At 68.1% G+C, this 14736-nt stretch carries 8 protein-coding genes; 1 reads left to right on the top strand and 7 read right to left on the bottom strand.

The genetic code is table 11. The annotated features are described in order from the left end of the window. Positions 1 to 4: 4 nt before the first annotated feature. On the top strand, positions 5 to 937 hold the full coding sequence (locus tag ACEN9Q_RS07860; RefSeq protein ID WP_495627942.1) for a LysR family transcriptional regulator: 933 nt from the start codon (positions 5 to 7) through the stop codon (positions 935 to 937). Here ACEN9Q_RS07860 and ACEN9Q_RS07855 read toward each other — a convergent pair. The 7 genes from ACEN9Q_RS07855 to tssH form a co-directional block, all read right to left on the bottom strand. Continuing rightward, positions 891 to 1610: an SDR family oxidoreductase gene (locus tag ACEN9Q_RS07855; protein WP_056442866.1), complete on the bottom strand. Its 720-nt coding sequence runs from the start codon at positions 1608 to 1610 to the stop codon at positions 891 to 893. The genes ACEN9Q_RS07860 and ACEN9Q_RS07855 overlap by 47 nt on opposite strands. A 127-nt stretch (positions 1611 to 1737) precedes the next feature. Continuing rightward, entirely contained in the window at positions 1738 to 3393 is a 1656-nt protein-coding gene (locus ACEN9Q_RS07850; protein ID WP_495627941.1) for a glycoside hydrolase family 43 protein, read from the bottom strand. Positions 3394 to 3437: 44 nt separating this feature from the next. After that, the gene (locus ACEN9Q_RS07845) at positions 3438 to 5375 is read right to left on the bottom strand and encodes a glycoside hydrolase family 97 protein (protein ID WP_495627940.1); all 1938 of its coding nucleotides are present in this window, start codon (positions 5373 to 5375) and stop codon (positions 3438 to 3440) included. A 121-nt stretch (positions 5376 to 5496) separates the two neighbouring features. Continuing rightward, positions 5497 to 6510, bottom strand: coding sequence for a hypothetical protein (locus tag ACEN9Q_RS07840; RefSeq protein ID WP_495627939.1), 1014 nt, complete (start codon positions 6508 to 6510; stop codon positions 5497 to 5499). A gap of 86 nt (positions 6511 to 6596) precedes the next feature. Then, complete coding sequence (locus ACEN9Q_RS07835; RefSeq protein WP_495627938.1) at positions 6597 to 7229, bottom strand: NF038129 family PEP-CTERM protein; 633 nt, start codon at positions 7227 to 7229, stop codon at positions 6597 to 6599. A gap of 12 nt (positions 7230 to 7241) precedes the next feature. After that, positions 7242 to 11726 (bottom strand): discoidin domain-containing protein, encoded by a 4485-nt coding sequence (locus ACEN9Q_RS07830; RefSeq protein WP_495627937.1) that lies wholly within the window; start codon positions 11724 to 11726, stop codon positions 7242 to 7244. A 378-nt stretch (positions 11727 to 12104) separates the two neighbouring features. After that, complete coding sequence (tssH, locus tag ACEN9Q_RS07825) at positions 12105 to 14720, bottom strand: type VI secretion system ATPase TssH (RefSeq protein ID WP_495627936.1); 2616 nt, start codon at positions 14718 to 14720, stop codon at positions 12105 to 12107. Between the last annotated feature and the right edge of the window lie 16 nt (positions 14721 to 14736).

Raw genomic sequence — 14736 nt, 5'->3', positions numbered from 1 at the left:
CGCCATGGACCTGAAACGCCTGAAGACCTTCGTACGCGTCGCCCGCACCCTGAACTTCAGCGAGGCCGCACGCCAGATCCACCGCACGCAGTCGAGCGTCACGGAACAGATGCAGGCGCTGGAGGCCGACCTCGGCGTGGCGCTGTTCGACCGGTCGAACCGCAAGCTCGCCCTGACCGCCGCGGGCGCGTGCCTGCTCGGCTACGCGGACCGGCTGACCGGCCTGGCGGACGAGGCGCGCGGCGCCGTGCTGGCCGCGGGCGGCGTCGCGTGCCGGACGCTGGACGTGGGCGGCATCGAGACCATCGCGGCCGCGTTCCTGCCGGACGTCGTGGCGCGGATGGCGGCCACGCATCCGGACGTCAGCGTCAGGGTGGCCGTCGCCTCGACGTCGGCACTGCACGCCGGCGTCAAGGACGGCACGCTCGACGCGGCATTCTTCTTCGGCACGCGCGCGCCGGACGACGACCTCGTTTGCCGCGAGATCGCGCTCGAGCCGCTCGTCCTGATCGCGCCGCCCGGTCATCCGCTGGCGGCGCGCGCGAGCGTCGGCCACGACGACATCGCGCACGAGCGCTTCCTCGTGACGGCGCAGGGTTGCGCCTATCGCGGGATGTTCGAGACCGCGTTTCGATCCCGCCCGGACGGGCTGCCGCGGATCGCCGGCGAATCCGGCAGCGTGGCGGCGATCGTCGGTCTCGTGGAGCGCGGCCTGGGCTGCGCCATCGTGCCGCGCATGGTGCCGTCGATCCGGGACGCGCATCTGGCGGTCGTTCCCCTGCACGGCGACGCCGCGGCGGTGCCGGTGTCGATCGCGTACCGCAAGCGCGGGCCGTCGTCGATCGGCCTGGCGGCGCTGCTCGCCGCGCTGCCTTTGGCAAGCGGCGGCGCTACACCAGCCGATGTCCGCCATCCAGATGCAGCACCGACCCGGTAGCGAAGCCGTTGCGCATCAGGAAGCGGATGCCGTCGGCGATGTCCGCGGCCTGGCCGATCCGCCCCACCGGCAGCCGCTTCGCCATGTCGTTCAACCTGGCGCTGGCCTCGTCGCCCGCGACCTGCTTCCAGATCGGCGTGTCGACCCAGCCCGGCGACACGACGTTCACGCGGATCGGCGCCAGTTCGATGGCCAGCGCGTAGGCGAGCGATTCCAGCGCGCCGTTGACGCCGGCGACCACGGAACCGCGCGCCGCGGGCCGATAGGCCGCGATGCCGGACGTGAACGTGATCGAGCCCTTCCCGGCAAGGCGCGCGGCGCCGTGCTTGGCCAGCAGCAGCGGCCCGATGAACTTGGAGTCCACGACCTTGCGCGCGGCGGCCACGTCCAGCGCCGGCAGCAATTCGTAGGCGCCTTCGATGTCCGCCGCGGTGGACACGATGTGATCGAGGTCGCCGCATTCCGCGAACAGCCGGATGACGTCGTCCTCGCGCGTGATGTCGGCGGCAATCGTGCCCACGTCCCCGACGTCGGCCAGCGAGTCGGCCGCACGGCGCAGGCGGTCGGTAGAACGGCCCGCGATGACGACCCGGGCGCCGTCCGCGATCAGCGACCTCGCGAGACACAGCCCCATGCCGGAGCTTCCGCCGACGATCAAAATCATTTCACTCATTTCCTCTCCTTGTCGATCGTTGATTCGACTGCACGTTGGCAGGCAGCCGATTCTCGTATCGATCGACGCGGAGGGGAAACGGGAAATGCCGATCGGCGCCATCGGCAATGCCGATGGGCGTGCGGGCTCAGCGCCGGGGCGCACCGGCACGGTTGTCGACGGCATAGGTCACGCTGTCGACGTCCACGTACCCGCGTTCGCCCGCCTGGTTGAACGTGAACAGTCCGACGCGGCTGCCGCGGTAGGCGCCCCAGGTCAACGGGAAGTCCGGCAGCACCGGTTCGAAACGCTTGCCGTCGGCGCTGGCGGCCAGGGTGCTCCTGCCGTCCAGTCCCCAGCTCGAACGCAGCCAGATGGCGTCATGCGGCCATGGCCGCAACCGCGTGTAGGTGCCGTCGCGCGAGATTTCCAGGTAGCGCCGGCCGTCCGCCATCACGATGCCGGCCGACGCCGTGGAGGCGGCCGGGTTGGCGGCGCGCGGCTGCGCCGTGAAGTGGAGCAGGCCCGCGTGCTGGCCGTCGGCCATGCCCTTCAGTTCGAGCTGCGCGGCGAACGACTGGCCGCCGGAGCGCACGACCCGCTGGGTCAGCACGTTGCCGACCTTGAGCAGGTTGCCGCCATCCAGGCCGGAAAACGCGTGCAGCCGCAGAAAGCCGGGACGGGCCGACAGCGACCACTTGTCCATGCGCGGCTGGTAATTCCATTCCCACGCCGGCGCGAGTGCCGGGCCGTCGAAGCCGTCGCCCCCTTGCGGAAACAGGCGGCGCGAATGCGATGCCGGCATGGCCGCTTCCCACACCATCGTGCCGATGCCGTCGCGGTCGGGTTGCCCGATCACGGGCCAGCCGTCGATCCAGTGGACCGGCAGCAGGCTTGCGGCCCGGCCCGACCAATCGCCGTCGCCGTGGTGCGTGAAGAAATACCAGTTCCCGTCCGGGCCCTGGACGATCCCGCCCTGGTTCGGCTGCATGGCGCTGACGTCGGCGTGCATGAGCTGGCGCCTGGCGGACCACGGCCCGTGTATCGACGGGGCGCGCCGCATCATCATCACGCGGGTGTCGCCCTGCACTTCGCTGAAAAAGTGATAGTACGTGCCGTCGAACTTGTACAGCTTGTTGGCTTCGCTGCCCTTGGACTGGTAGATCACCCGGTCCGACGCCGGGATCAGCGTGGCGTTGTCGGCCCCCATTTCCCACAGGTGGATCTTGTAGCCGTCGCTGAAGTTCGTGCCGACGAAATAGCCCTTGCCGTCATCGTCCCAGAACGGCGCGCAGTCGTCCCATCCGGGCGCGCGCAGCACCTGGCGCAGCGGGGCCCACGGCCCTTCCGGCCGCGCTGCGCTCGTCATGAAATAGCCTTCCTCGGGGGTGCCGAAGTAGATCCAGAACCGGCCCGCGTGATGGCGGATGGCGCCGGCCCAGATGCCCCGGCCGTAGCGGTTCATCCGGTCCCAGTTCAGTTCCGGCGATACCTGGGTCAGGTCGGGCACCGCGTGGCCCACGGTTTCCCAGTTGACCAGGTCGCGCGAATGCAGGATCGCCATCCCCGGCGAAAACTGGAAGCTCGACGAAATCGCGTAATAGTCGTCGCCGACGCGGATCGCATCCAGGTCGCTGTAGTCGGCCGGCAGGACGGGATTGCGGTAGCGCCCATTACCGAGGTCGCCCCACTGCGCGGTGCGACCGGCCGGCGCCTGCTCCGCGGTCCAGCCGGGGCTCGCCGTCACGGCGGCGCCGGCCGCGATGGCGCACAGTGCGCCGAGCCAGCGCCGGACAGGAGTCATGCGAACGCGTTCCACCATGTCTACGCCGGCCACGGTGTGCGCGGTCATTCGAGGCGTTCCAGGATCGCCACGGCGCCCCCGGAGGACGCGAGCCGCAACGGGAGCACGTCGCCGGCGCCGACCTCGCGTTCCTTGCGCACGACGTCGTTCGGCGTGGCGCCATCCTCCCAGGTCGTGACACGGTAACGCCCCGCGGGCAGGAAGCGCAGCGCGACGCGCTCGACGCGGCCGTCCTTCGCATCGTCTGCCGTCATCGCGCCGACGTACCAGGTGCTGCCCTGGCGCCGCGCCAGCACGATGTCGCGTCCGGGCTCGCCCGCCAGGTAACGCGTCTCGTCCCATGCGGTCGGCACGCGCCGGATGAAATCGAAGCCGGGCGCGTCGCGGTAGGCGTCGGGGTCGTCGGACACCATCTGCAGCGGGCTGTCGTACACCACGTACATCGCCAGCGCCTGGCCGCGCGTCGTCTGGGTCTGCGGCATCTCGGCGCGCACGGTGAAGGTGTCCGGCGTGGCGTTGTGGAAGCCGCCGGGCGTGTAGTCCATCGGGCCGGCGAGCATGCGCGTATAGGGCAGCATCAGGTTGTGGCGCGGCGTGATCGTCCGGTTCATCTTGTTCCACTCCGCGCCCATCACGCCTTCCTGGGTGATGAAGTTCGGGTACGTGCGCTGCAGCCCGTCCGGCACGTAGGCGCTGTGCAGGTCGAGCAGCAGGTGGCGCTGCGCGGTGGCGCGCGCGACGCGCTGGTAGAAGTCGACCATCTCCTGGTCGTCGCGGTCCATGAAATCGATCTTGACGCCCTTGACGCCCCAGCGTGCATAGGTGTCGAGCACCTCGTCCATGCGTTGCGCGACATGTTCCCAATGGGCCCACAACATCAGGCCCACGCCCTTGCCGGCCGCGTAGCGCACGAGCGCCGGGATGTCGATGCCGTCCGCGGCGCGGGTGATGTCGGTCCCCGGCAGCGCGATCCAGCAGTCGGGGCCGGAGCCGTAGGCCCAGCCGGCGTCGATCAGGTAGTACGGCAATCCGGCGGCCGCGGCGAAATCGATGAAGCGGCGATAGCTTGCCATGTCGGGCTTCATGCCCGCCAGTGGGCCGGACCACCAGTCCCACGCGGCCTTGCCCGGCCGCACCCAGCTGAAGTCGCCGTCCGGCGCGGGATTCAGGTTGCCGACCAGCTGGGAGCCGATCATGTCGCCGATGCGGTCGCCCAGCATGACCGCGCGCCAGGCCGTCGTCAGCCCGCCCTTCGACACGAACGCCGGACCGTCGCGCTTGGGCACCGCCGACAGCCGCACCCGCAACGCGCCGCCTTCGCGCCACAGGGACGCGCCGGTATAGCCGTTCAGGTTGGCCTGCGTGATGGCGTACGAGGTGTCGCCGGCCGGCGTGGTGCACACCACCGGCACGTCGTAGGCGACGCCCTCGCGCAGTTGCGACACCTTCACGCGGTCGAACGGCACCTCGTGGGCGCCGGCGGCCTTCGACACCAGGCATTCCGGGTCCCCCGCCGGCACGAACGCGGTCCGTTCGCCGCGCAGGCGCACGGGATCGGTGCCGTCGATACGGTAGCGGAAGGCGACGCCGTCGTCATACGCGCGCACGTCGATGAACAGGCGCCGGCCGGCGGCCCCGCGCTCGCGGAACGTCAGCGTCGCGCCCAGATAATGGTCGCGCGCCGCGGCGGCCTTGGTCGCGGTCAGCGGAATCGTGCGGTCGACCGCGACGTCGTCGCGCCGTTCCAGCGCCAGCGCGCCGAACGCCGGCACGCCGTCCAGCTCCAGGCCCAGCGGCGACGCGGCGATCACGGTCTTGCCGCGGCGCGCGATGGTGAACCGGCTGGCATCCTGCTCGATGCGGATCGCGACGCGTCCGTCCGGCGACGAGACGACGAGCGGCGCGGCCCAGGCCGAAGCGGCCGGCACGAGCACGGATGCGACGGCGGCCGCGAGCACGGATGAAAATCGGGGCAAGGTCATTCGAGTATCCTCTGGAGGGTCTTGTATCGGCGGCGCAGCCGCGCCGCCTTGTTGGTCCAAAATAAATTCTATACCAAGTGATTGGCAAAAGTATGGGAATCGGCGCCGCGCCGGCCGGTCGTCACGGGGACGGGGCGTGGAGCCGGAACCGGAGCGGCGCGTCGCGGTCGACGATCAGCCTGCCGTCCTTGTAGACCAGCTCCGCCACCTGGATGACCGTGCGCTGGTTCCAGCGTGGATCGGCGGCCGCCTCGGCCTCGTTCTTCTGGTGCACGAAATAATAGATGAATGCGCGCTCGCCATCGACGACGACGTCCGGGTGCTGTCCCATGGCCCGGTCGGTCGCCGTGCGGCCCGGCGTGCCGAGGATGTAGCCCGGCTGCTCCGTCCAGTCGAGCGCATTTTCGGAACGCAGCACGATCAGGCCCTTCCACACGTCGGCGATCAGCCAGTAGTGCCCCTTGAACCGGAACGCCACCGGCCCCTCGCCGTGCGTCGGATTGACCGGCTTGTCGCCGACCTTCGTCCAGGTGCGCAGATCCGTGCTGTCGGCCGCCAGTATCCGGCTTTGGGCGTGCTCGTCCTTGTACCACATGCGGTAGCCCTGCCCCAGCTTCATGACGCTGGGGTCGATCACGCTGCCCGTGCCCAGTGTCACGTCGCCCGCGCAGTTCCAGCTGGACAGGTCGGCGCTGGTCAGGTGCACGATGCGCGCCTGCGAACCGGGCGCGCCCCAGCGGTGGAATATGCCCGGCACGACGGTGAGCCACATGTGGTAGGTGCCGTTTTCGTAGAGCACGTCCGGCGCCCACAGCGTCACGTCCGTGCATGCCTTCGGGAACGCCGCCGTCCCCCGGTAGCGCCAGTGCACGCCATCGCTGGAGACGGCGATGCCGATGGCGGTGCCGTGCACCCATTCGACGTCGTCCGGATCTGGCAGCGTCATCGTCGCCCGGCGATTGGTGTAGAACATCTTCCACACATGGGCCGCGCGATCGAACACGATGGAAACATCGGCCGCGCCGTCGAACACCGGGTCGCGGTACAGGGGCTTGGGAGCGAGCTCGGCGGCGTGCGCCCAGCTGGAAAAAACGCATGGCACGGCAAGCGCCAGGGCGGCAAGTAGCGAATTCATGATACGTCGGGTTCTTCGGATCGGAGTCATCCGGCCGGACGGGCATTGCGCCCGCCGGCCGGCGACATGCAGGAGAGGTCGTCGCGCTAGCGCCGCTTGTTGCGCGGGCGCCGCGCCAGGGCCAGCCCGGCGAGGCCGATGCCCAGCAACGCACAGTCGACCGGCTCCGGAACGACCGTCACCCCCGGGTCCACGATACGGATGCCGAGCTGGCCATCCATGCCCGCCAGCGCGGCGGGCGTCCACGTGAATTCGGCAAGCGCGCCGCTCAGGGCGTCGTGGCGGCCGAGCAGCGTCGTGCCGTCGCTGCCGAACGCCGACACGGCGAATGTCGAGATGAACGCCGCGGCCGGATCGGGCGCGCCCTCGACATCGAGGTCGAACGACAGCGGGCCGCCGAAATCGACCGACTGGAACAGGTCGTTCGCCGTATCGTTGCGGAACCGCCAGCCGCCGGCCACGCCGGTCACGCCCCAGGAATCGATATAGGGCGAACTCTGAAAGCCGGCCAGCCCCGTCACCGTCACCGTGGCGAGCGGCACGTTGTCGGTGGCACTGAGGTTCATGTCGAGGTACCCGCTGCCCACGCCGAACGAGGACGTGTCGATCGTCACATGGACGGGGCTGGCCGCCGCCAGGCCGCAACCCGCCGCCAGGGCCAGCGCCAGCGCCGTGCGGGTCAGGCGGGAAATAACGTGATGCTTGATATCGTTTTGCATGATGGAGTGTCCTTAGAACTGGGCGCGCAACAGCTGCGGCGTGTAGCTGACCGGGACGCGGCCGGGATTCGAAAACGTCAGGTTCACGGTGACCGACGCGCCGGCCGCGAGCGGATCGGCCAGGCTGACATACGGCGCGCCGCCATCCGTGCCCGTCGCGTTGTCGAGCACGAGGCCGCTGGCCAGGTTGTTCAGCTTGAGCGCCAGGGGGCCGCTCAACGTCGCCCCGCTCGTGTTCGCGATCGTGACGGCGCCGACATACTTGCCGGTCGCACGGTTCAGGGTCGCGCCCTGCTGCGTCATGTGCACGCTCGCGCCCAGGTCGGCCGGACCGCTGAGCGCGCCGTGCAGGCGCACTTCGGCCAGGTTGCCGACCCAGTTGGAGAAGTTGTAGATGCGGATGTAGCGATACGGTGCGGTACTCTTCATCGCAAGCGTCTGCCAGTCCTGCACCGCGCCGGCGGTGGCCGTGATATCGGCCCACGTCGTGCCATCGTTGGAACCCTGGAACACCGTGTATTTCGCGCGGCCGACCTGGTCCTGGCGCGCCAGCAGTTCGACGCTCGCCAGGCTGACCTGGTTGCCGGACTTGAAGTCGAAGATGATGTAGCTGCCGGTACCGCTGTTGTTGGTGCCGATGCGGAAGTCGGAGGCGGAGAAGATATTGCTGTCGAACAAAGCGTCGACGTTCGCCTTGGTCGCCGCCGCGCTGCGGTTGTAGGTCGAATCGATCAGGGTCGCGACGGTCGAGACGTTGCGGATCAGGTCCGATTCATCCACCACGTAGGCCCCGCTGCCGTCCGTCGTGGCCGTGGCCGGAAAGCCCGCCGAACCGTCCGCCAACGTGTAGTTGACGGCGAACGCCACCTTGCCCGGCGCCACGCCTTGCGGCAAGGTCGTGGTGGCCGTGAAGTTGACGTTGTCCGTCGTGGCGACGGCCGCCGCCTGGCCCTGGATCGTGGCCGTGACGTTGCCGATGGCCGCCTTGGCCGTGAACTTCAGCGTCACCGAGTTGCCGGCGACGACACGCTTGTTCGGCACACTTGCCGGGCTGAGCGATTGGGTGGACGTCAGCGACGCCGACGCGATCTGCGCGGACGACTTGTAGACACCGTACAGGCGCAGCTCGGACATGTTGCCGTACCAGGCGTTGCCGTTGATGACCCGCAGGTAGCGATACGGCGTGGCACTGTTGGCCGTCAACGTCTGCCAGTCGGCGTTATTGCCCGCCGCGTTCGTGAGCGTGACCCAGTTCGTGTTGTCGTTCGATCCCTGCACCACGACGCCGTTGATGCGGCCGACCTGGTCCTGGCGGGCGAGCACCTCGACACGCGACAGGACGACGCTGCCGCCGCCACGGAAGTCGAACTCGACCCAGCTGCCGGCGCCGCTGCCGTTGAGACGGTAGTCGGTGGCCGAGTTGATGTTACTGTCGAACAGCAGGTTGGCCGTCGAAATCGCGTCGGCGGCGTTGCGGCCGTAGGAATCCGTCACGCTGGCAATCGTCGTGACGCTGTCGATCAGGCCAGTCTGGTCGGCCAGGGTCAGCGTGCTGGCGTCCGTCGTCATGAAGGTCGGTTCGGCGTCGACGCCCGCGGCCGTCTTGTAGTTCAGCAGGAAGCCGACCTTGCCATACCCGGCCGTGGCGGTGGCGACCCAGGTCGCGGTCCAGTTCAGGTTGTCCGTCGTGGTCACCGTCGCGGGCTGGCCCTGGATGGTGACGGCGACGTTGTTGATCGGCGCGGTCGACACGAACTTCAGCTTCACCGTGTTCCCGGGGACGATGCGGCTTTTAAGCGCCTGGTCCGAGCTCAAGCCCACCGATGCGATCTGGTTGACGGTCTCGTAGCGCGTGCCGAAGATGTGGAACTCGCTCAGCTCCAGCATGGTGCTCGACGGCTCGATCATCGCGATCCTGATGAAGCGGAAGCGCTGGTTCCGCAGGTCGTCCGAGACCGGCAGGGTCTGCATGTCTTCCGTGACGGTGGTCAGGCCCGGCGTGAGGCGGGTCCAGTTGATGTTGTCGTTGGAGCCGTACACCGTCGTGCCGCCGATACGCTCGGGGAAGCTGTTGCGCACCTGCAGGCCGAAGGCCGATGCGGCGATCTTGAAGCTGGGCCCGAAGTCCAGGGTGTGGGTCAGGTTCTGCGCCCAGCCGAAATACACGAAGCTGCTGGTATTGTTGTCCAGCGCCGCCGCCACCGACGTGTTGAAGGTGGAGGCGACGAGCATGTTGGTGTAATCCAGGCTGCCGTCGTAGATTACCGGCGTCAGCAGTTGCAGGCCGGCCGTGGCCGTCCTCAGCGTGGCCAGCTTCTGGAAGTACACGTCGTCGGTCGCGCTCGCGATCACGCTCCGCATGTCGTTGTACGCGGCCTGGTACGTCGCCAGGGTCGAGGTGACGTACGGCCTGGTCGCGTCATACGTCGCCGTGACGGTATCGACCGTCGCCTGGCGGTCGGCGCCCACGACCACGCTGAAGCGCTTGCTCGCCACGGTCGTGCCGTCGCTGGCCTGGACCACGAACGTATAGGTGCCGGCCTGGGTGGGCGACCACGAGAACGCGCCGGTGCTGGCGTTGAAGGTGGCGCCGGGCGGCAGGTGGTCGATCTGGTAGGTCAACGTCGCCGTCGGGCTCGAATCCGTGGCCGCGAAGGTGGTGGTGACGGCCTGGCCGGCGCCGGCATACGTGTAGTCGGTCTGGTCGGCGTTCCCGGCGGTGAACGCAGGCAGGCTGAGGCTGCTGCCGTTGACGTTGATGTGGTCGAGGTCCACCGTCGTGCCGGCGCCCCTGATCGTGGCGTGCATGAAGTCATCCAGCGATCCGGCGTGATTCACATACATCCATTGGCCGTTGGTGTTCGGCAGCTGGATCGTCGTCCCGAGGGTCTCCATGGTGGCGATGCCGTTCGTGCGGATCTTGAAGGCCAGGCTGCTGGTGCCGTCGCCATAACCGAAGACGACGAAATTGCTGCCCGCCTCGGTCGCCGTGGTGTGGATGTAGGTCGCGGTCGCGTCCGTCATGACGACGGAATTGGCGTCGAGCGGCGTGAAGTGCAGTTCGACTTCGCGATACGGTCCGGTGGGCACCTTCGCCAGGTACTTGCTGCCCTCGCTCGCCGCGGCAGCGGGGATGAACAGCCAGAAGTCGCCGCCGCCATCGCCGCCGGCCCAGTTATAGCCCGTGCGGCTGGAGAAGAAGCGCGTGAAATTGGGCGCGGCCTGTTCCATGTTCACGCCGCGGTTGTACTGGTAATAGTAAAACGTTTCCCAGGTGTTCTGGCCGATGCGCCCGCGGTAGTAGCCGGACAGGCCGTGGTACACGACGGTCGGGTTGCCGTCGGCGTCCGTGTGCGACGCGGTGGGCACCCAGGGAATCTCGTAGCCCAGCATGTACTTGCTCCACAGCTCCGTCGCCGTGAAGATGCGGTCGCCCAGGAATTCGTACGGCCCGACGGCGTCCGGCGCCGTGGACGCCGTGCCTTCGACCGGGTCGACCTTCGTGTCCTGCGCCATCATGAGGCGCGCGAGGATCGCGGCGTTCGTGAGGTCGCCCGCGCCGTGCGCCTGGTCGCGCCCCATCTCGACGTGCTGCACGCCGGGCGTCACGTCCTCGCCCGTGTCGTCGTTCCTGGTCACCATGCGGAACAGCGCCTTGATGGCGCCGTTCTGGCCCTGGTCGACCGCGTCCTTGTTCACCGTGAACCACTCGACCGTCTTGTTGTAGTTGGGCCGGTCGCCGGCGAAGATGTACCCCGACATGGCGCCGATCGTCGTGTACAGGTGCTGGTTCATGAAGCGGCAGTTGCAGCTGTCGTCGATGTCGATCGTCGGCAGGACGAAGTTGTTCCAGAAGAGGTTCGTGTCGTCATCCGTCCACGCCAGCGCGGACGTCTGGTAGCTGGTGTAGCGCAGGATCTCCGCCGCGCCCACCATCCGCTGCAGCGGAATGCCGGTGTGGATGTGCGCGTCCGTGTAGTACGCGAACTGGCTCGGGTCCATCTGCTCGTACAGGCGGATGATCCGCATCGCGTTGGCGCGGTAGGTCTCGTTGCCCGTGATGTAATAGAGGATGGCCTGCGTATAGGCCGTCAGCGCGTCGGCGATGAACCCGCCCTCCACGCCCTGGCTGTTCAAGCCGTAGTAGCGCGGCTTGGAAGGATCGGCCCCGTTGAGGTTCTTGATCGACGGGGTGGTCGACGCTGAGCCGGAAAGCACCATATTGTTGAAGTACGTGTTCCACGGTTCCTGTTGCGCGCGCACCTGGGTGCGCACATTCTCCAGCACATCCTTGGTCAGGCCGACACCGGGATGCTTGAAGCCGCTCGCGTCGATCGTCTCGTTGATCGTCGGCTGGTAACTCGTGGCCAACGTCTGGATCGCGTCCGCCGCCCGGGCGACGCGCACCGGCAACGTACCAAGTGCCGCGACGGCGCCCGCCGCGACGACGATGTGGGCTATCCGCCGGAACGGACCGTCCAATCCTAATATTCTCATCTTGTCTCCTCCTCGTTGCACTGCAAAGGTGCCGGTTCTGCTCCGGCTTGTTTCTTGTATATAAAATACCCTGGCGCGTAAAAAAAATGCCCTGTGGCGACATACCCGGGCCTCTGTGATGCTTGCTGCATGACGTGCGAAACAACGCAAAAAGACGCACGGTGGATGCGCGTCCCGCGCCGCGGACGCTCCGCGGCGGGCCTGGCCGGCCTGTTTTCGTTATCGATATCAAATACTAGGACATTGTTGCGGCCGTGTCTACGTTTTCTTCCGCAATTCATCCATTCGGCGCGGTCCCGCACGTGGTCGACAGGTATTGGTCCGATATATATCCAATACAATCAAACAGTCGTGCGGGTCGTGCCGGTGGCGGTGAACTCAGTCGATCGCGTAGGTGAAATCGCCGCTGTCGCCCGCCCCCACCGCGATGCGCCCGATGGCCGCGCCGTCCGCCATCCGCGCCAGCACGGCCTCGGCGACCTGCGGCAGCAAGGTGCCGTTGAGGATGTTGTCGACGTTGCGCGCGCCGGAATCGACTTCCGTGCAGCGGGCCAGCACGGCGTCCACGAGCGACTCGTCGTACGCGAACGCCGCCTTGTGGTTCGCGGCCACGCGCTGGCCGATGCGCTCCAGTTTCAATTCGATGATCCCGGCCAGCACGTCGTCCGGGATCGGATAGAACGGCACGACCTTCAACCGGCCCAGGAACGCCGGCTTGAACTGCTTCGTCAACGCCGGCCGGATCAGCGCTTCCAGCTCGTCCGGCGCCGGCAGTTCCTCGGGCGCCTTGTTCAGGCAGGCCTGCATCAGCGTGCTGGACGCCACGTTCGACGTGAGGATGATGATGGTGTTGCGGAAGTCGACTTCGCGGCCTTCGGCGTCGTCCAGCACGCCCTTGTCGAACACCTGGAAGAACAGCTCCAGCACGTCCGGGTGCGCCTTTTCCACCTCGTCCAGCAGCACCACGCTGTACGGATTGCGCCGCACGGCCTCGGTCAGCACGCCGCCTTCGCCATAGCCCACATAGCCCGGCGGCGAGCCTTTCAGGCCGGAGACGCTGTGCGCCTCCTGGTATTCGCTCATGTTGATGGTGACGAGCTTGCGTTCGCCGCCGTACAGCACGTCGGCCAGCGCCAGCGCCGTCTCGGTCTTGCCGACGCCGGACGGGCCCACGAACAGGAACACGCCCTGCGGCTTGTTCGGGTCGTCCAGGTTCGCGCGCGCCGTGCGCACGCGCTGCGCGACCGCCTCGATCGCATGCGGCTGGCCCAGCACGCGCTGCTCCAGCAAGTCCTTCAGGTTCAGCACCGTGCGGATCTCGTCCTTGACCATCTTGCCGAGCGGGATGCCGGTCCAGCCGGCGACGATGCCGGCGACGACGTGGCCGTCCACCTGCAGCGGCACGAGCGGCGTTTCGCCCTGCAGGGAACGCAGTTCCTCACGCAACGCGCGGGCGTCGGCGGCATCGCGGATGCGCTGCACGAGGTCGCGCTCCCGATCCCAGCGCGCGCGCAGGGTCGCCAGCTCGTCCTCGAACGCGCCGCGCAGGGAGGCCAGTTCGGCCAGACGCGCATCGTGCGCACCCTCCCCGGCGTCGCGCTCGCGCTCCAGCGCCGCGCGTTCGGCGGCGATGCGTTCCAGGCTGCGCGTGAGGTCTTCGATGCGGGCCGGCGCCGCGTCGCGGCCCAGCGCGACCTTGGCGCACGCGGTGTCCAGCACGCCGATGGCTTTGTCCGGGAGCTGGCGTCCGCTGATGTAGCGGTGCGACAGGCGCACGGCGTCCGTGATCGCCTCGTCGTGGATGCGCACGTCGAAGTGCTTTTCCATCAGCGGCGCCATCCCGCGCAGCATGGCGCACGCGAGTTCCTCGCTTGGCTCCTCGACCTTCACGACCTGGAAGCGGCGCGCCAGCGCCGGGTCCTTCTCGAAATATTTTTTATATTCGCTCCACGTCGTGGCCGCGATCGTGCGCAGCTCGCCCCGCGCCAGCGCGGGCTTGAGCAGGTTGGCGGCATCGTTCTGGCCCGCCTGGCCGCCGGCGCCGATCATCGTGTGCGCCTCGTCGATGAACAGGATGATGGGGTGCGGGCTTTTCTTGACTTCGTCGATCGTGTTCTTGAGGCGGTTCTCGAACTCGCCCTTGACGCTGGCGCCGGCCTGCAGCACGCCCAGGTCCAGCACGTGGATCTCCACGCCGCGCAACACCTCCGGCACGTCGCCCGTCGCCACGCGCAGCGCGAGGCCCTCGACGACGGCCGTCTTGCCGACGCCCGCCTCGCCCGTCAGGATCGGGTTGTTCTGGCGCCGGCGCATGAGGATGTCGACGAGCTGGCGGATTTCGAAATCGCGCCCGATCACGGGGTCCACGTTGCCGTCGCGCGCGCGCTGCGTAAGATTGGTCGTGAACTGGTCCAGCGCGGGCGTTTTCGAACCTTTCTCGCGCCGCAGCCCGCCCAGCGGGTCAGCGCCCTGGTCCTGCCCTTGCGCCGCCACCGGCGCCACGGCGGGGTCTTCGTCGGAGCCGGCCGTGACGTCGTCGAAGTGGTGCTTGATGCGGTCCAGGTCGAATTCCGCGAACAACGGCGACACGCGGTGCGCCAGCTGCGACAGCTCGGGAGAATTCAGCAGCGCCTGCAGCAGGTGGCCGCTGCGGATGCTGGCCTGGCGTCCCGCGCGCAGGTCGAGGGACGCGATCAGCCACGCGTGCTCGAACAGCTTCGGCAGGCGCTCGGAAAACACGGGCGTGCGCGTGTTGCCGCTCTTGAAACCGGCCACTTCCGCCTGCAGGTCGGCCTCGAGCCGTTCGATCGAGACCCTCGAGCGGCGCGCGATGACGGCCAGGTCGCAGGCCGGCTGTTCGAGCAGCGCCAGCAACAGGTGCTCGATGTCGACCTCGTACTGGCCGAGCGACACGCACAGGCCGGCCGCCCGCGTGGCGGCCGCGCGGCAGGTGTCGTCCAGTTTGCCGATCAGGGTTTTCAGGTTGATGCTCATCGAGTCTCCTCAGTAG

The organism is Massilia sp. Masssp93, from assembly GCF_059491295.1.
The sequence above is the reverse complement of the archived record's forward strand: the minus strand, read 5'-3'. Positions and strand labels throughout refer to the sequence as shown.